At 39.7% G+C, this 26,219-nt stretch carries 24 protein-coding genes; 15 read left to right on the top strand and 9 right to left on the bottom strand.

The annotated features are described in order from the left end of the window. Positions 1-9 precede the first annotated feature (9 nt). The 10 genes from rapZ to G5T77_RS12750 all read left to right on the top strand — a co-directional run bounded on the left by rapZ (position 10) and on the right by G5T77_RS12750 (position 11,292). The gene (gene rapZ / locus G5T77_RS12795) at positions 10-861 is read left to right on the top strand and encodes an RNase adapter RapZ (RefSeq protein ID WP_004782131.1); all 852 of its coding nucleotides are present in this window, start codon (positions 10-12) and stop codon (positions 859-861) included. Beyond that, on the top strand, positions 858-1,127 hold the full coding sequence (locus G5T77_RS12790) for an HPr family phosphocarrier protein (protein ID WP_034169914.1): 270 nt from the start codon (positions 858-860) through the stop codon (positions 1,125-1,127). Before rapZ ends, G5T77_RS12790 begins: the two co-directional genes overlap by 4 nt. A gap of 2 nt (positions 1,128-1,129) precedes the next feature. Continuing rightward, positions 1,130-1,663 carry a ribosome biogenesis factor YjgA gene (yjgA, locus tag G5T77_RS12785; RefSeq protein ID WP_005232100.1) on the top strand — a complete coding sequence of 178 codons (534 nt, stop codon included), beginning with the start codon at positions 1,130-1,132 and terminating at the stop codon, positions 1,661-1,663. 654 nt (positions 1,664-2,317) lie between these two features. Beyond that, positions 2,318-3,586: a HAMP domain-containing sensor histidine kinase gene (locus G5T77_RS12780; RefSeq protein ID WP_166139032.1), complete on the top strand. Its 1,269-nt coding sequence runs from the start codon at positions 2,318-2,320 to the stop codon at positions 3,584-3,586. An 86-nt stretch (positions 3,587-3,672) separates the two neighbouring features. Beyond that, positions 3,673-6,423, top strand: a complete 2,751-nt coding sequence (gene glnE / locus G5T77_RS12775; RefSeq protein ID WP_166139029.1) for a bifunctional [glutamate--ammonia ligase]-adenylyl-L-tyrosine phosphorylase/[glutamate--ammonia-ligase] adenylyltransferase — start codon at positions 3,673-3,675, stop codon at positions 6,421-6,423. 24 nt (positions 6,424-6,447) lie between these two features. Then, positions 6,448-7,374, top strand: coding sequence for a branched-chain amino acid transaminase (locus G5T77_RS12770; RefSeq protein WP_005232095.1), 927 nt, complete (start codon positions 6,448-6,450; stop codon positions 7,372-7,374). A gap of 397 nt (positions 7,375-7,771) precedes the next feature. Next, positions 7,772-8,542, top strand: coding sequence for a glycosyltransferase (locus G5T77_RS12765; RefSeq protein ID WP_166139026.1), 771 nt, complete (start codon positions 7,772-7,774; stop codon positions 8,540-8,542). Between the two features lie 41 nt (positions 8,543-8,583). Then, positions 8,584-9,558, top strand: coding sequence for a Stealth CR1 domain-containing protein (locus tag G5T77_RS12760; protein WP_166139023.1), 975 nt, complete (start codon positions 8,584-8,586; stop codon positions 9,556-9,558). A gap of 9 nt (positions 9,559-9,567) precedes the next feature. Next, on the top strand, positions 9,568-10,326 hold the full coding sequence (locus G5T77_RS12755) for a glycosyltransferase family 25 protein (RefSeq protein WP_166139021.1): 759 nt from the start codon (positions 9,568-9,570) through the stop codon (positions 10,324-10,326). A gap of 54 nt (positions 10,327-10,380) precedes the next feature. Next, on the top strand, positions 10,381-11,292 hold the full coding sequence (locus G5T77_RS12750; protein ID WP_004697714.1) for a capsular polysaccharide synthesis protein: 912 nt from the start codon (positions 10,381-10,383) through the stop codon (positions 11,290-11,292). 3 nt (positions 11,293-11,295) lie between these two features. Here G5T77_RS12750 and G5T77_RS12745 read toward each other — a convergent pair whose 3' ends face one another. The 3 genes from G5T77_RS12745 to G5T77_RS12735 all read right to left on the bottom strand — a co-directional run bounded on the left by G5T77_RS12745 (position 11,296) and on the right by G5T77_RS12735 (position 15,215). After that, positions 11,296-13,224 carry an acyltransferase family protein gene (locus tag G5T77_RS12745; protein WP_131230600.1) on the bottom strand — a complete coding sequence of 643 codons (1,929 nt, stop codon included), beginning with the start codon at positions 13,222-13,224 and terminating at the stop codon, positions 11,296-11,298. A gap of 74 nt (positions 13,225-13,298) precedes the next feature. Next, on the bottom strand, positions 13,299-14,246 hold the full coding sequence (locus G5T77_RS12740; protein ID WP_004697717.1) for a hypothetical protein: 948 nt from the start codon (positions 14,244-14,246) through the stop codon (positions 13,299-13,301). 60 nt (positions 14,247-14,306) lie between these two features. Beyond that, on the bottom strand, positions 14,307-15,215 hold the full coding sequence (locus G5T77_RS12735) for a glycosyl transferase (protein WP_166139017.1): 909 nt from the start codon (positions 15,213-15,215) through the stop codon (positions 14,307-14,309). Positions 15,216-15,374: 159 nt separating this feature from the next. Here G5T77_RS12735 and G5T77_RS12730 point away from each other — a divergent pair, with 159 nt between their 5' ends. Continuing rightward, a complete protein-coding gene (locus G5T77_RS12730; protein WP_166139014.1) occupies positions 15,375-16,190 on the top strand; it encodes a glycosyltransferase family 25 protein in 816 nt (271 codons plus the stop codon). 76 nt (positions 16,191-16,266) lie between these two features. Here the strand turns inward: G5T77_RS12730 and G5T77_RS12725 are convergent, their stop codons facing one another. The 4 genes from G5T77_RS12725 to G5T77_RS12710 all read right to left on the bottom strand — a co-directional run bounded on the left by G5T77_RS12725 (position 16,267) and on the right by G5T77_RS12710 (position 20,199). Then, on the bottom strand, positions 16,267-17,148 hold the full coding sequence (locus tag G5T77_RS12725; RefSeq protein WP_166139011.1) for a lysophospholipid acyltransferase family protein: 882 nt from the start codon (positions 17,146-17,148) through the stop codon (positions 16,267-16,269). Positions 17,149-17,153: 5 nt separating this feature from the next. Continuing rightward, on the bottom strand, positions 17,154-17,375 hold the full coding sequence (locus G5T77_RS12720; protein WP_166139008.1) for a hypothetical protein: 222 nt from the start codon (positions 17,373-17,375) through the stop codon (positions 17,154-17,156). Between the two features lie 113 nt (positions 17,376-17,488). Then, entirely contained in the window at positions 17,489-19,273 is a 1,785-nt protein-coding gene (gene aspS / locus G5T77_RS12715; RefSeq protein WP_166139004.1) for an aspartate--tRNA ligase, read from the bottom strand. Positions 19,274-19,434: 161 nt separating this feature from the next. Then, positions 19,435-20,199, bottom strand: coding sequence for a DUF4184 family protein (locus tag G5T77_RS12710; protein WP_166139001.1), 765 nt, complete (start codon positions 20,197-20,199; stop codon positions 19,435-19,437). A 141-nt stretch (positions 20,200-20,340) separates the two neighbouring features. On the opposite strand from G5T77_RS12710, the gene znuD reads away from it, so the two are divergent. Together znuD and G5T77_RS12700 are read left to right on the top strand one after the other, a co-directional pair. Next, positions 20,341-22,467 (top strand): zinc piracy TonB-dependent receptor ZnuD, encoded by a 2,127-nt coding sequence (gene znuD / locus G5T77_RS12705; RefSeq protein WP_166138999.1) that lies wholly within the window; start codon positions 20,341-20,343, stop codon positions 22,465-22,467. Positions 22,468-22,572: 105 nt separating this feature from the next. Then, on the top strand, positions 22,573-24,036 hold the full coding sequence (locus G5T77_RS12700; RefSeq protein ID WP_166138996.1) for a phospholipase D family protein: 1,464 nt from the start codon (positions 22,573-22,575) through the stop codon (positions 24,034-24,036). 76 nt (positions 24,037-24,112) lie between these two features. Here the strand turns inward: G5T77_RS12700 and G5T77_RS12695 are convergent, their stop codons facing one another. Continuing rightward, the gene (locus G5T77_RS12695; RefSeq protein WP_159124087.1) at positions 24,113-24,565 is read right to left on the bottom strand and encodes a hypothetical protein; all 453 of its coding nucleotides are present in this window, start codon (positions 24,563-24,565) and stop codon (positions 24,113-24,115) included. 178 nt (positions 24,566-24,743) lie between these two features. Between G5T77_RS12695 and G5T77_RS12690 the strand changes: the two genes are divergently transcribed. Then, positions 24,744-25,184 (top strand): RcnB family protein, encoded by a 441-nt coding sequence (locus G5T77_RS12690; protein WP_166138992.1) that lies wholly within the window; start codon positions 24,744-24,746, stop codon positions 25,182-25,184. A 91-nt stretch (positions 25,185-25,275) separates the two neighbouring features. Here the strand turns inward: G5T77_RS12690 and G5T77_RS12685 are convergent, their stop codons facing one another. Further along, positions 25,276-25,773 carry a phosphate-starvation-inducible PsiE family protein gene (locus G5T77_RS12685; RefSeq protein WP_159124143.1) on the bottom strand — a complete coding sequence of 166 codons (498 nt, stop codon included), beginning with the start codon at positions 25,771-25,773 and terminating at the stop codon, positions 25,276-25,278. Between the two features lie 173 nt (positions 25,774-25,946). On the opposite strand from G5T77_RS12685, the gene G5T77_RS12680 reads away from it, so the two are divergent. After that, on the top strand, positions 25,947-26,153 hold the full coding sequence (locus G5T77_RS12680; protein ID WP_004782155.1) for a hypothetical protein: 207 nt from the start codon (positions 25,947-25,949) through the stop codon (positions 26,151-26,153). The last annotated feature ends 66 nt before the right edge of the window (positions 26,154-26,219 follow it).

Genomic DNA, 26,219 nt, shown 5'->3' with positions numbered 1-26,219 from the left:
TCGTAAGGCATGAAGCGCATTTTAATTGTGACAGGACAATCTGGCTCAGGTAAATCTTCTGCATTGCAGGTACTTGAAGACTTGGGTTATTACTGTATTGATAATCTGCCTTTGGCCTTACTTCCTGAAATTGTGGCGAAGCTGGATTGTGAAAATAATCTGGAACAGTTAGCGCTTGGGGTGGATGTTCGTAGTACCCGTGCAGATTTGCAGGAATTCGACCATGTATTTGAACAGCTGCAACAGCATGGTACGGTGGATGTCATCTATCTGACCACGCAGGATCAGGAGCTGATTGCCCGTTTTAGTGCGTCACGCCGTCCGCATCCTTTGGCTGCCCGTTTCAAGAGCCTGCATCAGTGTATTCAGGAAGAAAAAGTCCTGCTGATGCCGATCCAGCTACGTTCTACAGTGCATATCGATACCACTGATAAAAGCGTACATGATCTGAAACATACCTTGCTGTATAAGCTAGGACAGACTGATAACCTGATTGTGATTCTGCAATCTTTTGGCTATAAGCATGGCATTCCTTTAGATGCTGACTATGTTTTTGACGTCCGTCATTTGCCGAATCCGCATTGGGAACTCGAACTGCGTAAATATTCAGGCCTGGATCAGCCGGTACAGGAATTCCTGGAAAAAAGTGATCAGGTCGAAGACATGTTCCAGGATATTTATCATTTTTTAGACAAATGGCTGCCGACCTTTGCTGAGGGTCATCGTCATTATATGACCATCTCGATTGGTTGTACTGGCGGCCAGCATCGTTCTGTTTATATTGTGGATAGACTAAAAAAAGCGCTTGAGGCAAAATGGTCTATTCAAGTCCTCCACCGAGAAATGAAGCACTGGTCATGATTGATACGACTGTTGACGTAATTAATAAACTAGGTTTACATGCGCGTGCATCAGGTAAACTCATTGAAGTTACCACCAAATTTCGTTCCAGTATCCAGATTGGCAAGTCGGACAAATTGGTTGATGCCAAAAATATTATGTCCTTGCTGATGCTTGGTGCGGGCAAAGGAACAACTTTACGCTTAGTGATTGAAGGTGCAGATGAGGAAAAGGCCTTATCTGAAATTCAGGCACTGTTTGCGGCAAAATTTTATGAGGCAGATTAATCGTGGCACGTCGACCGAGCAGTTTAACTGAAGAAGACTTTGAATCTTTAGAGGGACGCGCAAGTAAAACCGAACAGAAAAAAGCAGTTCAGCGTATGGCTGCTTTAGGCGCACAGTTGGCAGAACTGAGTGCGAAACAAATTAAAAATTTACCCGTTGAAGAACGTCTGATTGAAGCTTTGCTGGATGTCCAGCAAATCAGTTCACATGAAGCACGCCGTCGTCAATTTTCACGTATTGGTAAATTACTCCGTAATGAAAATGAAACCGTGATTCTGTCTTATCTGACTCCGAAACAGGGCTTGAAAAAGACAGCACAATTGCAGCGTTGGGTTGACCGTATTGTGAAAGATGGTGATCCTGCGATTAACGAATTTACCAAAACCTATAATGCGACAGAACGTCATACCTTACGTCAGCATTATTTACGTGTACATCGTGATCTAAAAAATCAGGCACCGGAAGAAGAAGTGGCAGCCTCAAAGCAAAAGCTGTTTAACTATGTGCAGCAAGTTGCCCTGATTTCAGATAATTGATTGTAATCTGAGTTAAAGAAAAGCGACATTTTGTCGCTTTTTTTATTCACTCTAATTAATTTTTATTTTCCATGAAAATTCAAGAATGTTCCTATAAGTCATTGTTAACTGTAAAAAAATGTAAACTTTTAATATTTTTGATTACGTAAGAAATTGGTTTTAGTGCATAAATAAACTATTTAAATCTCTCAATATTTTATGATTATTAAGAATATTTAAAAGATAGAAATAAATTTAGGTCAGGGTTAATATTATTAACACTATATTTTTTCAGAAAGTGACAATAAGCATTTTCTATATATTTGAAAATTCAAAAGCTTTTATTTGCCTACAGATCAGAAGAAAAATGAGCTGTTTTTATCTTCCTTAGATTTCAGAACTCTGATGATATTGAAACAATTTGAAAAGAATTAAAGAATTTCAAATAATTATATGTAATTTTTTATAAGAAGAATATTTTTTCAAGTAATTCTTAATATTTAAATATCAAGGTATTAAGCTATCAATGTATCTTTAGAGAAATAAGTTAACAAATCCTTTAGTCGATAAATGAGATTTTAACGTTGAGTAAATATAGAATCTTTGTTATTGATTGTATCAATTTAGTCGGTTGTAATTTTTAACCTATATTCCATAACATCCAGAGAGGCAGACATGGAACTAAAACTGCTAGAGATCGGTCAGAATACGGAGCAGTTAAGCTCGTGCCGTATATCTCTCATTTTAGGTGTCTATACCTCTGACAATTTATTAGACACCTTCTGTAAGGTCGCGCGTAAAGTACTCGGTGCCAAGACCTGTATCATCGGATTCCATACGGAACCCTATATCTGGTACAGCTGTCCGCTTGGTTTTCGCGGTTTGCACGTACCCCAGAATGTGGACATCCCTAAATATCTGCAAGAAACAGATGTGATTGATCAAAGTCATGCTGCATATGCAGAACTATCAGATCACGTAAAAAGCCTTGGTGTAGCTCATCAGCGACTGGTAGCATTCAATTTAAGATCAGACCAAGGCCTGTTTCTGGGGCAGGTGGTTTTCTTTGATGATCAGACTGAAGTATTTGATCAGGAAGCTATTATTATCGCCCAGCAATTTGCTGAAACTTTAGTCAAGCGAGTCAAACTGAATGAAGAGTATACTGAACTGAAAGAGTTATATGAACAGCAATGTGCGCAAAACTTCAGTAAAACCAAATTCTTCCAGATTATTGCTCATGACCTGCGTGCACCTTTCCATGGCCTGTTAGGCTTCTCAGAAGTGCTGGCGCAGGAACGTAACACTCTGGATGAACCCAGTATCCAGAGTATTTCTGATTATTTATATGATACGGCTCAATCGACTTATAACTTGTTAGAAAGTCTGTTGACCTGGGCGATGGCCGAAGGTGGGCGTTTCGTTTATCATCCAATTAACTATGAATTAAAACAGTCTACTAAAATTGTCTGTGATGTACTGAAAAGTCTGGCACTGAAAAAGAATATTGAAGTAATTGACCAGGTTCCTGAAGATATCAAGGTGCATGCTGATATCAACATGATTACTTCGGTCTTGCAGAACCTAGTATCGAATGCGCTGAAATTTACTCCAGTTGATCAGGGTGGACAGGTGATTCTGGCTGCTGAAATGGAAGGTGAGCAAGTCAAGATCACTGTTCAGGATACTGGTCTCGGTATGACTGAAGAGCAAATGGAAAATCTGTTTAGACCAAATCTCACGGTGAGTTTAAAAGGCACGGACAATGAGAAAGGCGCAGGTCTGGGTTTGGTACTGTGTAAGCGTTTTGTAGACCTGAACCATGGACAGATTGCCGTAGATTCTAAAGAAGGCGCTGGAACCACCTTTACTGTGCATTTACCTAAAGTGACCAATGATCATCAGGCATTGGTACTTGAAGACCTGCATACTGAAAAGTCCTGAAAATCATAAATTTCTATTAAAACCGTTCCCACTCGACGTGAACTCCTGCTATAACTAAATAAAAGTTTTGAGGGAATCATCGAGTGATGGACGCGGTACAATTGCAGAAAACCTTAAGAGCCAGTCAATATGCAGAACAGGTATTGGCCAATCATCAAGATCTATTGAATCAGGATTATGCAATTGATCAGTTTCAGGGATCACTCGACACTGAACAGATTCAAAATTTAATTCAGGCCAATTTATTAAATATCAGTGATGAAACCATGTGGATGCGTAGTTTACGTATTCTGCGTGCTCGCCTGATGTTCCGCTGGATCTGGCAGGATGCTAATCAACTCACCGATGTCATCACGCTGACTCGAGAGCTGTCTGATTTCGCTGATGCCTGTATCTGTGCTGCCAAAGAGTTTGCCCGTATTCCTCTAGTCACCAAATATGGCCAGCCAATTGGTTATAACGGTAAAGTTCAGGATCTCATTATCATTGCAATGGGCAAGTTGGGTGCGCAGGAACTTAACCTTTCCAGTGATATTGACCTGATTTTTGCCTTTGATGAACAGGGTGAAACGGATGGGCGTAAATGCATTGACGTTCAACAGTTCTGTATTCTGTGGGGGCAAAAGTTAATCTATCTGCTGGATCATATCACTGCTGAAGGTTTCGTTTTCCGTGTTGATATGCGTCTGCGCCCTTGGGGTGATGGTTCTGCTTTAGCTATCAGTCATGCCGCACTAGAAAAATATCTTAGCCAGCATGGTCGAGAATGGGAACGTTATGCCTGGATTAAAGCCCGCATCGTTAATCCGAGTCCAGAAGGTGATGAACTGCTGGACATGACCCGTCCTTTCGTTTTCCGTAAATATGTCGATTACAGCGCTTTCGAAGCGATGCGTGAAATGAAAGCAATGATTGAGCGTGAAGTACAGCGCCGCAATATTGAAGACGATATCAAGCTTGGCGCAGGCGGGATTCGTGAAGTTGAATTTATTGTGCAGGTTTTTCAGCTGATTTATGGCGGAGCCAAGTTAGAGCTGCAAGACCGGCAATGTTTGGTTAGCCTGAATCATCTGGATGAGGCTGAACTGCTGGATGAGCAGGCGGTGATTGACCTCGAAGATGCCTATTTATTCCTGCGCCGGGTAGAGCATGCTATTCAAGCGCTGCATGATCAACAGACCCAGTGTTTGCCGACTGAGCCAGATTTACGTCAACGTATTGTGGATACTTTGGGCTTTTCAGACTGGTCCGCCTTTATGGAAGTGCTGGATCAAAAACGCGCTAAAGTGATTTACCAGTTTGAGCACTTGATCAAGGAAAATGGACCAGAGCCTCAAGGCAAAAGTTTTTCTCAACTCGAACAACAGCTGAATGAAGTTTTAGATGATCATGCGAAAAATCTGGTACATGAATTCTGGCATGGACATGCCTTAAAAAAACTGCCAGCTAAAGCCATTCAACGTTTAAAAACATTTTGGCCTTATCTGATAGAGGCGATTCTAGAATCAGATAAACCACAAGTTGCACTGGTTCGCCTGATGCCATTGGTTGAATCAGTCATGCGTCGTACGGTGTATCTGGTGATGCTGATTGAAAGTAAAGGTGCTTTACAGCGTTTGGTGAAAATGGCGACTGTCAGCCCCTGGATCTGTGAGGAACTTACCCATTATCCGGTATTGCTGGATGAGTTCCTGTCGATGGATTTTGAATTGCCTAAACGTCAGGATCTGGAAGATAGCCTGCGTCAGCAATTGCTCAGAATCGAAATTGATCAGGTCGAAGACCAGATGCGGGTGCTACGCCTGTTTAAAAAATCCAATGTACTTGCGGTAGCTGCCAGTGATGTGCTGGCGGAAAGCCCTTTAATGAAAGTCTCGGATGCCTTAACAGATATTGCAGAAGTCTCAGTGAATGCTGCGTTGCATCTGGCCTATCAGATTGTGGCCAAACGACATGGTTTTCCGCTGGATGCAGAAGGGCAGCGCTGCTCGATAGAACATATGGCTTTTGCCGTGATTGGCTATGGCAAAGTTGGCGGCATTGAGTTGGGCTATGGTTCGGATCTGGATCTGGTCTTCATTCACTATATGGGTGAGCAGGCAGATACGGACGGTCTCAAGCCAATTAGCGGTTTTGAGTTCGCTATGCGTGTAGCACAGAAGTTTATGTCGCTCATGACCACACAAACACTGGATGGACGTGTCTATGAAGTCGATACCCGTCTACGTCCTTCTGGAGAAGCAGGGCTGTTGGTCACTAGCCTGAAAGCATTTGAGCAATATCAATTGAAAAATGCATGGCTATGGGAACATCAAGCCTTGGTGCGTGCACGCTCCATTGCTGGGGAAGATAGCCTGAGAGAGACATTTGAAGCACTACGCTGTAAAATTCTTACCCAGAAACGCGATATCTGTCATGTACGTAGTGAAGTTCTGAAAATGCGTCAGAAAATGAAAGATCATCTGGGTTCTTCCAAAGAGCAAAAAAAAGATGGGATTTTTCATTTAAAACAAGATGCAGGTGGTATCGTTGATATCGAATTTATGGCACAGTATGCGGTGTTAGCTTGGAGTGGGACGAATAAAGATCTCGCCCATTACTCCGACAATGTAAGAATCCTTGAGGATGCCGCAAAATCAGGTTGCTTATCCAGCGACGATGCGACTGCTCTGATTCAAGCTTATCTCCGTGAACGCGCCGAGAGCCACCGCTTAGCCCTTGCAAATCAATCCATGCAAGTGTCTGCAAGCGACTGGCACGATACCCGAAAGACCGTTTGCAAGTTATGGCAAAGACTGATTGATCCAAGTGCAGTATTTGCACTGGATAGTGAATAATTGTGAAAAATTGGAGTTTGTGGCATGAATTTGGCTGATCGTGATGGTTTCATTTGGCAAGATGGACAACTAGTAGACTGGCGTGAGGCGAAAACTCACGTATTAACACATACTTTGCATTACAGCATGGGTGTGTTTGAAGGTGTCCGTGCTTATGAAACCCCGAATGGAACGGCTATTTTCCGTCTGAAAGAACACACCAAACGTTTGCTCAATTCTGCAAAAATTTATCAAATGAAAGTTCCATTTGATCACGCAGCTTTAGAACAAGCTCAAATTGATGTGGTTCGTGAAAATAAATTGGCATCTTGCTATTTACGTCCAATTATTTTTATTGGCTCTGAAAAACTGGGTATTGCCGCAACTGACAATACCATTCATGCTGTGGTTGCAGCGTGGAGCTGGGGTGCTTACCTTGGTGATGATGCGATGGCAAAAGGTATTCGCGTAAAAACTTCATCATTCACACACCATCATCCAAACGTGACGATGTGTAAAGCAAAAGCATCTGGTAACTACACATTGTCGATTCTTGCTCATCAAGAAGTGGCACATTCAGGTTATGATGAAGCAATGCTGCTTGATCCGCAAGGCTATGTATGCCAAGGTTCAGGCGAGAATGTATTCCTAGTACGTGATGGCGTAATTCACACTCCAGACATCGCTGGTGGTGCATTAGATGGTATCACTCGTCAATCGATTATTACTATTGCTAAAGATCTTGGCTATGAAGTAGTAGAACGCCGTATTACCCGTGACGAATTCTATATTGCAGATGAAGCATTCTTCACTGGTACTGCTGCTGAAGTCACGCCAATTCGTGAATACGATGATCGTCAAATTGGTGAAGGGGTTCGTGGTCCAATCACGACTCAAATCCAGAAAGCATACTTCGATGCCGTTCAGGGCAAAGATCCTAAATATGCACACTGGTTAACTTATGTAAAATAAGTTAAATCCATGAAAAAGGGACTCGTTTGAGTCCTTTTTTTATTTTTAATGAACTTTCATTAAAATATGAAAACGATTAGGTTGTTAGGTAGAAAAATCAATAAATCGCAGAAAAAAATGACGATTCTTATATTATGGAAAGTTATATATTCACTATAAAAATAAACTAATAAGCGTAGCGAACAACTAAAATTAGTGTTGTTCCATATTTATTATCCAAATATGAACTTTATTTCGATCTAAGTTGCTGGAAAAATATTCAATTCTGATGATGAAAAAATGAAGATTATATTTCTTCATGAGATTTGCGGTAAACTGTGCAGAAATGAAAAGCAATAGGCTCAGTCAGTACCAGTAATGGTATGATACTGATATTGCATAGGTGGATGATGGGTGCATGAACGCAAAGCAAAATGACCTTAAGACTCAGGGTGAACAATCACCTGAGCAAAATATTGTGATCTGTATGAAATGGGGCACAAAATATGGGTCTGAATATGTCAATCGCCTTTACAATATGGTGAAGCGACACACAACCGTTGATTTTCAAATGGTGTGTTTAACTGACCGTACCGAAGGGATTGATCCAAATGTGCAATGCTTTCCTATTCCACCGTTGGCTTTGCCAGAAGGTGCACCAGAACGTGGTTGGAATAAACTATCAACTTTTGAGCCGGATTTGTATGGCTTAAAGGGTAATGCATTATTTTTGGATTTAGATGTTGTTATCGTAGATAACATCGACGAGTTCTTCACATACCCTGGAGATTTTCTCATCATTCATGATTGGAAACGTCCTTGGCGTATTACAGGTAATAGTTCGGTTTATCGTTTTAAACTTGGTGCTTTCCCAGGTCTATTGCCATATTTCCGCGAACACTTTGATGAAATCCGTCAAAAATTCCGTAATGAACAGGCTTATCTTTCTTGGTATGTAGATCAGGAGAAGAAACTTAGTTATTGGCCGGATAGCTGGTGCAAGAGTTATAAATATCATTGTCTGCAAAAAATTCCAATGGCTTATTTCAAGCCACCAGTAAAGCCTGAGGGCGTAAAAATTATTATTTTCCATGGGGAGATTAACCCACCTGATGCCATTAATGGTGGTGGTGGTAAATGGTATCGCTATGTGTTGCCATCCCAATGGATCAAGGATGCTTGGCAGTAAGTCCTAAGACTTACATAATCTGATTATTGATTAGAAAAATTATGGAAAAAATAGATTTTGTTATTACTTGGGTTGATGGTAAGGATGAAAAACATCGACTTAAAAGACAACAGTTTCAGCCTGCTAATATTGCCAAAGGTGCTGCCGAGGAAACTCGATTTGCCAGTAATAATGAAATCTACTTTTCAATTGCTTCAATTCTTAAGTATGTTCCTTATTGTGGAACAATTTATATTATTACTGATGAACAACAACCAGCAAATATTTATGATTTCGTCGAACAGGGGTTATGTAATCCGGATCAGATAAAAATAATTGATCATCGAACAATATTTACTGGGTATGAGCAATACTTGCCTACATTTAACTCTTTAAGTATTGAAACTATGCTTTGGAATATTCCAAGCTTATCTCGCTATTTTATTTATTTAAATGATGATTTCTTCTTCAATGCACCTTCTGAATTTGAGGATTTTTTAGCGAATGATCAAATTAAAATTTATGGGCATTGGGAACGCAGTTCGTTAGTTAAAGCAAAATTTAATCTGCGTAAAGGCCTTAATAAATATTTTGGTAAGTCTTTACAGCCTAAATATACAATTGCCCAAATGCTTAGTGCTGACCTTTGTGGATTAAATCAATATTATGAAATTCATCACCGTCCCCATATACTAGATCGTGAATTTTTGAAAGAGTATTTTACAAAGTATCCTGAAATATTACATCAACAGATTAAATACCGTTTTAGAAGTGCTTTACAGTTTTTACCGGTTGGATTAAATAATCATTTAAAAATTCAAGCTAGTAAAGCGATATTATGTGATGATATAAATATTGCTTATCTTAAAAATGAAGCCTCATTATCTTCATTTCTATCTGACTTGAATGACACAACTATTAAATTTGGCTGTGTACAAAGTTTAGATCAATTAAATCCTGAACAATCGTTAAAGATAACCTCTGCTTTAATAACTAAATTTAAAGATTATTTGCCTTTATTTATTCATCATTACTAAGAGCTAGCCATGAAAGTTATAACTTATTTAATTAATTTAGACGGAAGTGATAAACGGCTGGCTGATGCAACTCTACAACTTAATAGTGTCGGTTGGGAATTCGAACGTTTTGCTGCATACGATGGGCGAGGTAAAGCCTTATCTGAATTTGAAAACTACGATGATCTTGCTGCTCAGAAAATATTAGGGCGTAGTTTAATGAATTCTGAGTTGGGTTGTTATCTAAGTCACTACGGTTGTGCTGAAAAATTTCTAGAAACGGATGCCGATTATTTAGTTGTCTTAGAAGATGACATTGAAGTGTTGCCTAACTTTAAACAGAAGCTTGAATCTTTATTAAGTTATTTAGATCAACATAAAGAGTTGGATTGGTATACCGTCAATATTGCTGCTAAAAAGAAAAAATTAGCAAAAGACATTGTTGAGTTTGATCATTATACCTTGTGGCATGCATATTATTTCCCAATACGTGGTGTAGGCTTGGTTTGGTCTCGAAAAGGAGCTGAACAGTTTGTACAACTGGGTAAAATCATGACCGTTCCAGTCGATATTTTCTTCCAAAGTTGGTTAAGTAAAACAGGAAAAGGGCTTGGCGTTTGGCAGCCATTTGTGCAGCCAGCAGGTCTGGATAGTGATATTTTAGGTACTGTTGCTGCTCAAGGTATCAAACGGAAGCAACTTGAGAATCGAAGTGCTTCTCATGGATTTAAGAAACAGAAGCGTATGTGGCGTGATCGCTTTTATGCAATTAAACATTTAATGTCTTGAGTCCTAGTTATAGACTGTAATAAATAATTTTCTTTATTTTGTTGAGTACATTTTATGAAGTTTTTTAAGAAGCTCTTCTATCTTTTGAAATTTTATACAATGTATTCAAACCAAAAAAGAGAAATCAATGAGTCAATAGATAACTACGCGGACCTGATCGTTCTCAATCCTGGTCAGAAAAATGCAGTTATTCCCAAAATTATCTGGATGTATTGGGAAGGCTCACTCCCTGAGTTTGTGCAGAAGTGCGTTGATAATATAAAAAAGAACAATCCAAACTATGTTGTAAACTTTCTAACACCTAATAATGTCAAAGAGTTTTGTGATATTGATTATGGTCGTTTAAAGCATGCGACACCACAACAGAAAGCTGATCTCATTCGATTTGAATTAATTTATCAACACGGTGGGATATGGTTAGATGCCAGTACAATTGTTTATGAAAATCTAGATTGGATTGAAAGGTTAGTTACTCAACATCAAACTAACAGTTTTGCCTATTATCGAAAGAAAAATACGACTTGCCCAGACTTTCCTGTTTTAGAGAATTGGTTATTGGCAAGTTCTGCCAAAAATATGTTTTTTAAGTCTTGGTTTGAGGAGTTATTAAAAGCTATAGAATTAACACCAAAGGTTTATATTCAGCAGATTAAAGAAAATAACGAAAATTATCAGGACTATTTTCAAGAGATAGGCCGTTTAGAATATTTGGTTGCTTATGTTGCCTGCCAAAAAATTATGCGTACAACTTTACCGAGTATGACCTTGATTAACTGTGATCGGAATGCTTTTTTCTATCAAGTAAAAAATAAATGGATGAAAGAAAAAGTGTTGATTGATCTTGCCCTCAATTATCCGCCAGTTGAAAAGCCTAAGCTGATCAAACTGGCAGGAAAAGAAAGGGGAATATTAAGTCGTTATTACAGTAAAAAAATGTATTTTAACGACTCGTTTATTGATATCTAATCACTACTTTTTAGCAATAAAGTTTTCTAATACTTTAAATTTTGGTCGTGTTTCAAAGTATTGTTCAGATGCTAATGACCCAACAATTGAGATATGACGTCCATCAAATGAATACGGTGTGTTTTTGGTTGCCATATGATCTGATTTAAATAGATCTGCTTGGCTTAACAAGAGTGTATTCGGATGTTCTGAAACGATTTTATTAATCACACTCGTTGCATATTTTTGCTTTGTAGCGAGTGGATTGTTCATATACTCATTTAGATTAAAGTCTCGCTCTAACCATATTGCACGTTTGAAAATTGAGCTGATGTTTTGATCAAAAGTATATGGTTCAGACATTACAATCACTTTCTTATTATTCATTTGTGCAACTTTGAGTAGCTCACTAAATGAATTCTGCTGATTTTGACGAACAATATCAGTCCAACGACCAGCAAAAATAAGAACGTCATACTGAGCTATATGATTCTTCAGATAGTTTCGGTTGATTAAGCACTGCTGATAAGCGGTAGATGACTTGTCGCCTGTAAATTCTTTATCAAGACTTGGATAGCACCAATTCGTACTGATCGTATGGATGTTCAAGTTTAGCTTTTTGCCTAGATGATCCCAAAATGGAATATTGTGACCTGCAAATGAATCTCCAAACAAAAGAGCTGATTTAGCATTTGTTGAGTTAGATGCTATATGACATTTTAATCCATTTTCTCCAACAGTCAGACTATGATCATCTTTAATGTTATAGAAACACCAACCATTCGAGACCATAGGCATCTGTATTTTCTCAATACGCTTTAGGTATTCTGCATCGGCTCGATTTTCTAACCCATCCTTACCTAGAAACTTATAAAATGGATAGAGAATCGCAATACTTAAGATAAAAAGTAGATAAACATACTTTTTATTGATTTTATTCAGATGAATACGACAGGGTTCAATATGTTTGTAACTCAACCATCCTAAAATAAAAGATAATAAAAGAGCAAAACTGATATTGATAATATTTTTTTGAATTAGGAAATAGCTCAATAAAAATGAGATCGGCCAATGCCACAAATAAATAGAATATGAAGCACTGCCTAAACTCTGTATAAACTTGGGTTTCGTTAGTATAGAGTTTTGACGGTTGGCGATTAGAATTAAAACTGTACCCAAAACAGGAAGGGATGCAGCATAACCAGGCCAAGGCGTATCTTTGGTTAAAAAAATCAAGCTTAGCGCTAAAAGTCCAAAACCTGTATATTCAATAATTTTTTGCTTAATCGATGATAAAGAATATTGGTTAAAATAAAAGTACACCAGTCCACCTGCAATTAACTCCCATGCACGTGTTGAGAGTTTAAAGAAAGCATATATCGGATTTTCTGGTGTAAGTTTTACAGACAACAAAAATGAGCAAGAAAATAATATTAGAAGTAATATGCCTATATATTTAGTTTGTTTTGTAAGCTTTTTAAATGTGTACAAAATGATGGGAAAAAGGATGTAGAACTGCCATTCAACAGCTAAAGACCAGGTATGCAGTAATGCTTTATCATGTGAACTAGTTGCAAAATAGTCTCCTGATTGTTCATAGAAGAGATTATTTGATAAGAAAGTGAGACTGTATCTCGCATCTTTAGCAAAGTTTTTTAGATCTTCTGGGATAAACACAAATAGCCCCAAAGCCGTTAAAACTAAGACTAAGAATAATAGTGCGGGATAAATACGAATAATTCGAGATAAGTAAAAATCAACAAAAGAAAAATTATTGTGTTCAAGCTTTTCCACAATGATTTTTGTCATCAGATAGCCTGATATCACGAAGAAAACATCAACGCCCAAGTACCCAGCAGAGAAACCGAATACATTGAAATGGAAAAGAACAACAAAAACTACAGCATATGCTCGAAGTCCATTAATATCAGTTCTAAATTGATGATTATTCATATATTTGGGATGACTACAGAAAGACTTGAGCGTTCACATAAGGATGGAAGGAAATTACAGGTGAATTGTAAGTTCTACTCACCACTTTGTGTCAATAGAGTATTTTGTAATTGTTCAGGAGGTATTTTTTCAAAAGCTTTTACTGCACTGTTCTGAGATAAATTATAGACATTTATTTGCTGAGATTTTAGAAAGCGGGCAGCGGCATCGAATGCAGGCAATGTTACATCTAAATACTGATTCAACATAGTGGGTTGTTTATTTTCTTTATTTTCATAGAATCTGGGTTGGGAAAAATTATTCATATCCAAACCTGCAATATAAATGTCTTTATATTTCAAATGATAAGTGATTTGAAGTGCAACATAAGCCACTGTAAAATAGTCAAAAACAGCATTAAAAATGTGACTAGAAAACCCTAAGCGGTCATAGATATGAAAATAATTTGGAGTTTCAGTCACGCGTATCCGCTCACCTAAAAATCGCTCAATTTCACCTTCAGTGATAGGCTCAACAACTTTAATGTCGCAAAGAATATTTTCTAATTTTATTTTTCTTAAAATCAGGTCTAAACAACGTGGTGTTGTAAATAGTGTACAAAAGGAAGTTTTAAGTACATTTTCAATTAGATCAAAACGATTGTTGGTGAAATTGTGATCAATGATCACATAATATTTAAATTTGACACCACTTAAGGCAATTGCACCATTTACACCAATATAATCAATATCCGATCGCTGTAAATATGACGTTTCTAGTTGATGCACAGATGGACCTGTTGCAATTAGCATACATTTTCGATTGGGACTAAAATTTAATTGGGAATTATCGACAATAAGTTGTTTTTTAAAATAAATTTTTTGCAAATCACCATCGGGACTACGTTCTACTTGATAGTATGGCCAATAGCGACGATTGTGTTTATATGATTTTGGATGACTATACTTGTAAATAAATTTATACAGATTTCTAAGGATATAATTTGAAAAAAAACGTTGGGCTGAGATTATTGGTTGAGACATAAAGATCAAATTCTATGTAAGAAAATATGAAACAGGATACAACGTAGCCTGCTACCAATTTTAGTCATCTAAAGTAAAATTAGGTTTTTTACTAAACTTTGATTTTATGGCTTTGATGCTAGCTGTAAGCCAAGTTGTCCCTTTGACAGGGCGTGTAACTATATTGCCTTGATAATTGATTTGAGTCGCTTTTTGAAATGGACCATAAGCTTTTACTAAATAGTCTTCAGGTTTATAACCATTATCCAATGCTTCTTGATAATATTGATCAAATAACTCAACTAAGTCTTGTCTTGGATGAGGCATGATTTTTCCATCAAACCAATGTTTTTGATTGTTTTTTTCTAGGCGCGGTAACGAGTATTTATGGCTAAACTGAGTACCCATGTCGGAGTAATGTAGAATTTTGATGTCTTCTATTTTTAAGCCTTCACCATCAATACAGTTATATGAATTATTGTAGTTTTGGACTAAATGAGGTTGGTCTTTGATTAGTTGCATTAACTTCTTGTGACCATCTGGATCCGATTGCAACGTTTTAAGTGAAGGTAAATATTGTTTAGCTTTTTTACAATCCCAAACACAAGTACATAAACGAGCTGAACTTTTGCCACCTTTGGCGATGACGATTGCATCATCTTTCATCGGATGCGACCATAACTCTGCGATATCACATAAAACGATGACATCAGCATCCATATAGATCGAACGCCCTTCAAAGTTGGATGATTCAGGAATTGCCCAACGGAAACCAGAAAATGGGGTTGCCCATTTCTCAGTATGCCATCCTTCATGCGTTTCTTGATTGCTATACCACGGACTAGTAGGATCATGGCTCAACTGCATCCATGTAATTTCAATTGGGTGCTGTGTATTTTTACGGATGCTATAATCAAGCACCATCATTTGTTCTAAATCACAGTTATTTGGATCACAGCCAACAAAAATTTTAATTGTTTCTTTGGGCATTCTGATTCTCGTCACGCAGAAGATAGCAAGCAGTTTGATAAGTATAATCTGAAAGCAAATAATACAAAACCCTTTGTTAAAATGAATTCAAATAATGTCTAGTTTAATTTTATAGAAAATTGTTATTATTGAATTTAAGAATAAATTTAGCCTTAGTTTATGAGAAATTTTGTTATTAGTTTGTCTAGCGCGACTCTTCGACGAGCGCATATAAGTTCGGAGTTTGCTAAAGAAAAGGTCGATTTCGAGTTTTTTGATGCAATTACCCCTGTGACATTACAAGCAACTTCATCTGCAATAGGCTTAGTAACTAAGCAAACTGATTTACATCAGAATGAAGTTGCTTGTCTATTGAGTCATGTGGTGTTGTGGAAAAAAGCAGTAGATGAACAGTTAGACTATATTGCTATTTTTGAAGATGATATTTATTTGGGTAAACAGGCTGTTTCGTTTCTTACCAATGTTGCGTGGATACCATCTTTCTGCGGCATCATTAAATTAGAAACCTTAAATAAAAAGATTCAACTTCCTAAGATGCAATCAATTATTCCTTTGCATTTGAATAGAAAACTCATGTTATTGGGCGAGCCACATATGGGTGCAGGTGGTTATATACTTTCATTAAATGTCGCGAAGGAATTATTGGAGTATGTATTGCGAAGTCCAAAACTAATACCAATTGATCATATTATTTTTAGAGAATTCCCTGAGTCCTCAGGCGAAAAGATTTTTCAATTGTCCCCAGCAATATGTATTCAAGATGTGATTTTAACCAAAGGCAAGACAAACTTTCCAAGTTCACTTGAAAACGTGAGAAATGCGCGAAAGGGTGAGGATAAAAGTAAGAAGAAATTAACTTTATTGGGCAAAATGAAACGTGAAATGAGTCGTTTAATCTTGCAAGTTCATGTATTTTTCCAAGAAAGAATTCAATCTATCAAGGGTAAGGCTTTGATTAAAATAAAATTTAAGTAATACGGCGGCGGTTATGAGTGATGAACAGACTTCTGAGTCGATTATTTGCTTAGTTAAATTTAGGAAGGAATGATTATTATTGAGATGATGGTTGGTAGTAATTTTCAAAATTAGGATTTCCCTTAAACCGCTTATATCCCCACATATATTCAGCAGGAAAGCGGTTGATCATTTGCTCTACCGCTTTATTTAATGCAGTTGTCGCAACTTCTATATCTCGATCATAAAGTTCAGGATCATTGAGATCATCACAGTAGACCTCAAAACCTTCACCATCCTCTCTACGGAAACAACTTAATCCCACTAAGCGGCATTGAGTTTTTTGTGCCATTTTGCTGGCTAAAGTACTGGTTAAGCAGGGAATTCCAAAAAAAGGAACCAAGACACCACCAGAGGGTTGAGGGACATGATCAGGCAAAATCACGCTGAATCCACCTTGCTTTAGGTTTTTAAACAGTGCTTTTACCCCATTGGCATCAGTAGGAACCAGTGTTGCATTGAGCCGCTGGCGGGCATGTAAGGCAAAGGCATTAAAACCACTATCTTTCATGGGTTTATACATAATAGTCGGGGTGCCATATTGGTTTACCCACGCATTCATCATTTCCCATGTACCCAGATGTGGAGTAATAATCAGTGCACCTTTCGGGTCTTTTAGCGCATTCGTCAGGACTTCTAAGTTATGCACAGTATGGATTTGCTGGATACTCCATTCGGGAGGCATAGCCCAGCATTTTCCAGACTCAATATAACTGAGACATTGTTTGGTGACGCTTTCCCGTGCCAATTGTTCTTTTTGTTCTGGGTTAAGTTCTGGATAGGCGAGAGCAATATTGACGCGGGTTTTCCACAGCATACTTTTACTAGGATTTTGATTGATAAAGTAGGCTGCCACTTTTGCGATACTACGCAAAAATGTTAAAGGTAGAATACGTAGTAGGGTAATGTAAAACGACATGACCATCAGTCTTGCTTATCGGTATTGCCCTTGAGCACCATATAGATCAGCCCCACAAAAATCACAAAAGCACCACCAATACTACTTAAGCTAAAGTATAAAATACGGTCATTAGTGTCTAAGGCAAATAGGTTATTGGCTAGAATGTAACGCATGAATAACCATTGAGCGACAGCAAATACAATTAGCATAATGCCACGATTACGAACTGCAGGACGCATAGCCATAGTAACGCTCAACTAAAAATTCAAAACGAAGCGCTATTATGCCACTAGCTTGGCTTTATCTCAATTCATAAAAAAACCCTGCATTTGCAGGGTTTTTCTTAGAGTTTCAAAAATTATTCTTGAGATTCTGCTTTTGGTTTTTCACGTAAGCGAATACCCAAGTCACGCAATTGAGTGGCTTCAACTGGTGCAGGTGCTTGAGTCAATGGACATTCAGCCGTCTTGGTTTTCGGGAAGGCAATCACATCACGAATAGACGATGCACCTGTCATTAACATCACCAAACGGTCTAAACCAAATGCTAAACCACCATGCGGAGGCGCACCATAACGTAACGCATTGAGTAAGAAGCTGAATTTCTCTTCGGCTTCTTCTTCTTCAATGCCTAAAGCTTCAAAAATCGCTTTTTGCATTTCTAAAGTATAAATACGCAGTGAGCCACCACCAATTTCAGTACCGTTCAAGACCATGTCATAGGCAACAGACAATGCTTCGCCTGGATTGCTTTTCACATCTTCAACGCTTGATTTAGGAAGCGTGAACGGGTGGTGAACAGAAGTCCATTTGCCATCATCAGTTTCTTCGAACATCGGGAAGTCAACTACCCAAAGCGGAGCCCATTCGCAAGTTGCAAGGTTCATGTCATGACCAATTTTCACACGAAGTGCGCCCATTGCATCATTCACAACTTTGGCTTTGTCTGCACCGAAGAATACGATGTCGCCATTTTCAGCACCAACACGTTTCAACAGATCCAGCACGATTGGCTCGATGAATTTAACGATAGGTGATTGAAGACCTTCAATACCTTTCTCAAGTTCATTGACCTTGATGTAAGCCAGACCTTTCGCACCGTAAATACCAACGAATTTAGTATATTCATCGATTGCGCTACGTGGCAGTGAGCCCGCACCTGGAACGCGAAGCGCAACGATACGGCCTTTAGGATCTTTAGCAGGACCTGCGAATACTTTGAACTCGACGTCTTGCATCAAGTCTGCAACGTCAACAAGTTTCAAAGGAATACGTAAGTCTGGTTTGTCAGAAGCGTAGTCACGCATTGCTTCTGAATAAGGCATACGTTGGAATTTGTCGAATTTGATGCCAAGAAGTTCGTCGAACATCTTAACAGTCATACCTTCCATCAAATCCATAATATCGTCATCGCTCATGAACGATGTTTCGATGTCGATTTGAGTGAATTCAGGCTGACGATCCGCACGTAAGTCTTCGTCACGGAAACATTTTGCGATTTGGTAGTAACGATCTACACCACCTACCATCAATAACTGTTTGAACAGCTGTGGTGATTGTGGAAGAGCATAGAAGCTACCATTAGATACACGGCTTGGAACTAAGTAGTCACGCGCACCTTCAGGGGTCGCACGAGTCAAGATCGGAGTTTCAACGTCCAGGAAACCGTGATCGTCTAAATAGTTACGGATCAGGTTGGTCACTTTAGAACGGAAACGTAAACGATCGATCATTTCAGGACGACGGATGTCCAGGAAACGATATTTCAAACGGATTTCTTCAGAAATGCTTGTATTTTCGTCATTTAATGGGAATGGAGGAGTTTCAGACTGAGCAAGAACTTCAATTTCTTTACCCAATACTTCGATTTGACCACTCACCATGTTGGCATTTTCAGTACCCGCATAACGGCGACGTACACGGCCTGTAATTTTTAATACGTATTCAGAACGTGCTTTGTCTGCTGTTGCAAACGCTTCAGGTGTATCTGGGTCGATAACCACTTGAACAAGACCGTCACGGTCACGCATGTCAAGGAAGATGACACCACCGTGGTCACGGCGACGGTGTACCCAACCGCATAATGTTACGGTCTGGTCAATTTGAGCTTCGGTTAAAGAACCGCAGTAATGAGTTCGCATCATAGCGTTAAAAATCCAACTATATGGGTTAAGGAAGCGTATACGTAAACAGCGTACCGCCTTTAGCAAAGGTAGGATTATGCCTCTTTGGGCATGTTGTCACAAGAACTTGAGGCAAAAACAGTATCATTTTAAAGTGAATAAGCAGGAAGTGAGAGATTTTCCTAGCCCATACGCCGATCACGATCCAGAAATAAAAATAGCAGACAGCCCAAACTAAAAGTGATTAAAAAGCCCTGGCTAAATTCATTGATAGAGCGGCCGGTAAAATAATACAGATCAGATCGCCAAGCATCATCCGGAATGTAGCGCATATAGTCCCATGTCGAAAATAAACCTGTGAGCGTAGATAAACCTAATAAACCCCAGCAAAAGATGAGGATCTTGTGACTGACGCTTAGATATTGCCGATGAGTTTTATAGTAATGCAGACTCATCCACAGAATAAAAGGTAGAGCTAGGGCAGAAGTCCCGATCTGTAAAATCCGGTGTAGGGGATAAGTTCGTCCTAAAATTTGATACTGCTGGCTGAGAATGTCATAAAAGGCAAAAGTTCGAAAATCCGCATGGGTCAGACCATCCCAAATAATATGGGTTGCTGTTCCAATCACCACTGCAATACACATAGCGCAAATAAATCTGAACGCTGAAAATAGGTTATGAATATTTAAATCATGCTGTATGCCAATGAAACGATAAATCACTGGCCGATAAATCAAATACCAGACCGCACAAAAAATAAGACCAATCCATAAATCAGGATGAATCAGTGAAGACCATAAATGAGTAATATTAGATTCTTTTTGGGTAAAAAGGCGGTACAGGTCTGGAACCATGCTGCCAATTGCCAGCGCAGCAACAGGTAGCCTGTTGCCGGTTAAATATGAAATAGGCGGAGCCAGTACAGCATGGGATAAAGTAAAGGGCATAAAAAATAGTGTCTTACTGCAATAAAAAATATTCAAACGACATTCTAATAAAATATCTCATTGATTACCGTAAAGGATTGCAAAAGCAATGAAATGTTATATTATAACACTATTCGAAATTGCTGAATTTGAGCTTGGGTCATGTCCTTTTCTAAGAATCTAATAACACTCTCAATTTTTGCTGTAGTTGCGCCTACGGTATTTGCTGAACAGTCATCTTCTTCTATTCCTGTACAAACCATGGATACCATTCAGGTACAAGCTCATCCACTGGTACAGACTGCGGCAGATTTTGCAGTTGCTGATCTGATGGTGGATCAGAAAGCCTTATCTGAACGTGCGACGACTATTGGTGATGCGTTGGCTGATGAACTTGGGGTGTATTCAAATCAGTATGGAACCGGAGCGAGCCGACCGGTAATTCGAGGCCAGGATGGTCCACGTGTCAAAGTTTTGCAGCATGCCTCCGAAACGGCTGATGTATCTACTCTATCTCCTGACCATGCGGTGACGGTTGATCCGATTCTGGCCAAACAGGTCGAAGTGATTCGTGGCCCATCAACTTTGCTTTATAGCGCGGGAACCGTCGGTGGTCTGGTCAATGTCACTGACCAGAAAATCCCAACCCAAATGCCGGAAGACGGTCTGGAAGGAACTGCTGGACTACGTTACAACTCGGGCAGTGATGAAAAACTGGCAAGTGCAGGCGTGACTGCTGCAGTCGGTGAAAATTTTGCCCTGCGTGTCGAAGGTACTAAACACAAAGCCAATGACTATATTGCACCTGATTATGTAGTAGAAGAATCTCATGGCGATCATTCACATTTTCACAAAGAACGTCGTGTAGGCAATACTTTTGCTGAAGGCCAGACTGTAAATATTGGTGGATCATGGATTCATGATCGTGGTTTTGTGGGGCTATCTTATAGTAACCGTCAGGATGAATATGGCTTGCCGGGGCATAGTCATGAATATCATGGCTGTGTATTACATGGTGATCATTTCCATGGCTGTCCAAAGCCGGGTGTTGCCGCAGAACATGAAGAAGAGCATGGCGGACCATGGGTAGATCTGAAATCTGAACGTTATGAAGTACGTACTGAACTGGAACAGCCTTTTGCCGGTTTTGACAAGTTACGTGCCCATGCCAGTTTTACTGATTATGAGCATGATGAGCTGGAAGAAAATGAAGTCATTAGTAATTTCAAAAGCAAAGGCTACGATGGTCGTTTAGAACTAGTCCATGTTCCGGTTGCTGGTTGGGAAGGAGTAATTGGTACCCAATATAGCCAGCAGAAAATCAATCTGGCTGCTACAGAACATGATCATCATGAAGATGGTGACGAGGATGATGAAGAACATCATGTCCATGGTTCAAGCGTGGTCATGCCAGATACCAAAACTGAAAAATACAGTCTATTTGCCTTAGAGCATAAACAACTCGGCGATGTGCATGTCGAATTGGGTGCACGTGTTGATCATCAGAAAGTACAGGTTGAATCTGAACAGAAAAATTATTCAGGCACGGGCGTCTCTGCTTCTGCTGCTGCGAATTGGGAATTTGCCCCGAACTATAAGTTATCCATTGTAGGTTCACATCAGCAACGTTTACCACTGGCGCAAGAGCTGTATGCCAATGGCCTGCATTTTGCCACCAATACCTATGAAGTCGGTAATCCTGATCTGGATAAAGAAAGCTCGAATAACCTGGAGCTGGGTTTCGAATATGAAGGTGCTAAGCTGGATTATCATGCGCATATTTACCATAACTGGTTTGATGACTATATCTACGGTGCGACAACCGCCAGAAATGGAAATTTGCGTGGGGTAGAATATACCCAAGATAAAGCCCGTTTCTATGGGGCTGAAGCGGAAGCTACTTATGCATTAAATGATACATACAAGCTTGGTGTATTCGGTGATTACGTGCGCGGTAAAATTGAGGGTGAAAATGCACCCCGTATTCCAGCAGGCCGCTTAGGAACCAAGGTTGAAGCAGACTTTGCCGATGGCTGGTCAGGAATGGCAGAGTATTATCATGTCTTTAATCAGGACAAAACGGCCAGTTATGAAGATGAGACCCAAGGCTACAACATGGTCAATGTCGGTCTAAGCTATGCCAATAGCATTGCTGATAAAAATGCCTATCGGGTTTATTTTAAAGCCAATAATCTGCTGGATGATCAGGTCTATTCGCATAGCTCATTCCTGTCGAATATTCCACAAGTCGGACGTAATTTCACAGTCGGCGTACAATATGATTTCTAGGATTCAGATGAAATAACTGACCAAATCCAAGTACTGTCACTGAAATAGACTTGAAAAATCATCAGATTAAACCTAGCCTGAGCATATTGGGTTAGGTTTTTTCTTATGCGTATCTTTCAACGAATTCACAATAAACTGAACTGGTCAAACCGCCGTTATGCGGCCTTGATCATTGGTGTGCTGATGGCCAGTTATCTGGCTTCAGCAATTTATCATACTTATAAACCGTTACCTGAAGGGCTGAATTACACGGGTAAGCTGCGCCATGCACAGGTGAAATTTCTGGTCGATCAGACTTATCTGGATGCACAGGGCAAGCAGCAACTGGATCATCATATTTTTAATGAAATGCTGAAAATGGTTGAGGAAGCAAAATCCCTGATCGTGCTGGATATGTTTCTGTTTAATCAGCAGACCGGTGCCTCTAAGCAAGAACATCAGGCACTCAGCAAACAGCTCACAGATGCCTTACTCAACAAGCGATTGATGCAGCCTGAAGTCGAAATCAAATTTATTACCGATCCGATTAATTCTGTCTATGGTGGAATTACAGCGCAGCATTATCGAGAACTGCGTCAGGCAGGGGTGGATGTAATCGAAACCAATCTGACACCGTTACGTGCTTCTAATCCAAGCTGGTCAGGTTTCTGGTATCTGTGCTGTCAAGGAGTTGGCAATAATCCGGAAAAAGGCTGGTTGCCAAATCCGTTTGGTCCAGAAAAAGTGACCTTACGCAGTTATTTCGACCTGTTTAATTTCAAAGCCAATCATCGTAAAACACTGGTCGTGGATACAGATCAGGGCTGGAAAGCACTGGTTACCTCAATGAACCCACATGATGGCAGTTCACGGCACTCCAATATTGGTCTACTGGTCTGGGGCAGAACAGCGATTGATATTCTTGCGACAGAACAGGCGGTCGGGATCATGTCTCAAGCCAATATGCCGGCTGTGATTGCAGGTGAGTTTGAAGCAGAAAAAAAACAGCCTCAGGTTCAGGTGCTAACTGAAAAAGCCATTTATGAGGGAGTTCTAAAGCTGCTTGAAACGGCGAAAGCAGATGAGCAGATTGATCTGGCCATGTTCTATCTGTCAGAACGTAAGATTGTGAAAGGGTTGATTGCAGCGCATGAGCGCGGAGTGAAACTTCGGATTTTACTTGATCCAAACAAAGATGCATTTGGGCGTGAAAAAAATGGCATCCCTAACCGGCAGGTGGCTTCAGAACTGCATAAAGCTGGTATTCCGGTACGCTGGTGTAATACTCAAGGCGAGCAATGTCATAATAAACTTCTGATGAAATATGGTGCCCAGCAATCTGAAATGATTTTAGGTTCCGCTAATTTCACGGCACGTAACCTAAAAAATTATAATCTGGAGACCAATCTGCGTGTGGTAGGACAACCTCAGGCGGAAGTCTTTAGCGATGCGCAGCAGTATTTCAATACGGCCTGGTCTAATTTGAATGGCCGTTCGATGAGCGTGGACTATGCTCAATATGCTGAAGAGTCATTCTGGAAATACTGGTTATACCGTTTTATGGAATGGAGTGGTTGGTCGACGTTTTGATTGGCCTCTCCCTAGCCCTCTCCTGAAAGGAGAGGGAACTCCTTCTCCCTATGGGAGAAGGTTGGGATGAGGGGAGTTATTTTTCTGGATTAGGCGGAACCAATTGATCCAGTTCTTTATCTGTCAGCTCATCCAGTTCAGAAATATCAGTCTTGATTTTCCATTGAGATTCATCATCCACCGGATTTGGCAAACGTGCTTCTAGCCAGTCGCACACTACATCTGGTGGGAAGTCGGCATGATTACACTGAATGACCCAAGACAGGAAATCTTTAGCGACACCATTCATATAAGGCGGTGGAGAAACTGGAAGAAACTGAGTCGGCAGGCGCTCATTTTTAGAAATATAGTTCAGGACATGACCCAGTTCCTGCACAGTTTGCCATGCTAAAGGATGATCGACATTGATCTGAAATTTAAACCACCAAGCCTGTTTTCCATCCGAGCCATAGCTATCAATCAGTCCTTTTTGAACACTGGGTACCTTGCAAAAATATTCATATAAACGATCGAAATTTAAATCAGACACAGTATGCAACTCAAAGCATTAAAAAGGTGATATTAGCATACGCACTTCAGCGCTCATCACGCAAGCTGATTAAAGTCATGGAATCAATTACAAAACTTTGCAGCGGCAGGGGATTTATCCATATTTTCTGCATGGATTTTGGTTAAAATATGGTCAGAAATCTTTGGAGGACGCACTTATGAAAAAATTAGCTTCAGGTGCATTGCTGGCTTCATTCCTGTTTGGTATTGCGGTGCCCGCTTGGGCGGATAATGCCTGGGTAGGCTATACTGGTGTTGATCGTTCTAAACCTCAACATCGTCCTCCATCGCGTCCTCATTATGCACCACAGCCGCCTCATTCGCAGCGGCCTTATTATCCGCAACGTCCATCCCATGGTGGATATTATCCTCCTGCCCAGAGCCAAAGTGGGTTCAATATCCAGTATCAGGCACCAACCACGATTTACCAGAATTCCAATAGCTATAGCTGGGTCAATGGTGATCCGAATGTAGCCCACATTGAAAGTTCGAGATATACAGTGATTAGTGACTGGCAGCGTTTGGGATTACCGGCACCACCACGCGGAAGTTACTGGATTTATGAAAATGGACGTTATGTGTTGATGAATAACCGTTAAAAGAAATTCCCTCTCTTGTTAGGAGAGGTGATTAATTACCCTCTTGCGAAGCAGTGCTTCTCACCTTTTGCAAAGGGGGACTTTTCTATGACTATGCCAACTCATCATCCTCAGGTCGTGGAGTTTTACCTTCTGGCAATGGCTTTTCGCTATGCTTGTCGCGAATGACGGATGGATAGGTCCAGGATGCATAACGAACCACTAGGATGGCAAAAGCCAGAATCAGAATCGAACCGGTAATAATGACCTGATCCATGCTGGCTTTGTGCGTATGTTGAATATCGGAAATCAGTAAACGGGTCAGGGCAGTAATCGCAATATAAATCAGGAACCGAACCGGCATATGATTGGTCTTGAAATAGATGCCGACCATGGCACCAAGTTCCAGATAGATAAACAGCAAAAGAATATCGTCAATGGTGGCAAACTGTTTGACGGCCAAGATGTCAAATACGGTATGACCTGCGGACCAGATCACCATACAGCCAATAATAAACAGCGCAAGATAATGGAAACTTTCAACGGCAAGGTTGCCAAAACGGTCGAGGAGAGTTTCTATTCTTTTTACTTTAGACTCAGATTTACTCATGTTCTCCTCCAGATTTTTCATGTGAAATAACATATGAACAGGAAAGAACTAGCAAAGATCATGCACAAAAAGAGAAAAATAAAATAAAAGTGAAATTATTCGAACTTTTGCACTTTTTTGCACTAACTTGTTATATTGTATGAGAACTACATTGAATAAATAGGAGAAAAAAAATGTTGGACAAAATTCAAACAAAAATTAGTCAATTAGAAGCAGGAAAAAAATTAATCCTGGGCGCGGGGATCAAGGCTGAAGAGATGCAGAAGGTACTTGAACTGTGTGAATCTCTAGAGTCGCAAGGGGGAATTAAAATAGTAAATAAGCATTTCAATCCTAAAATAACGACGCAACCAGATACGATCTTGATTGAAAAAGTATAGTGTATAAAAAGCCCTGCAGATGCAGGGCTTTTTATATGGATTCACTGTCCCGTCCTGAAATAAGTT

The sequence above is a fragment of the Acinetobacter sp. GFQ9D191M genome, assembly GCF_011174875.1.
In the GTDB taxonomy this organism is placed as follows: domain Bacteria; phylum Pseudomonadota; class Gammaproteobacteria; order Pseudomonadales; family Moraxellaceae; genus Acinetobacter.
The sequence above is the reverse complement of the archived record's forward strand: the minus strand, read 5'-3'. Positions and strand labels throughout refer to the sequence as shown.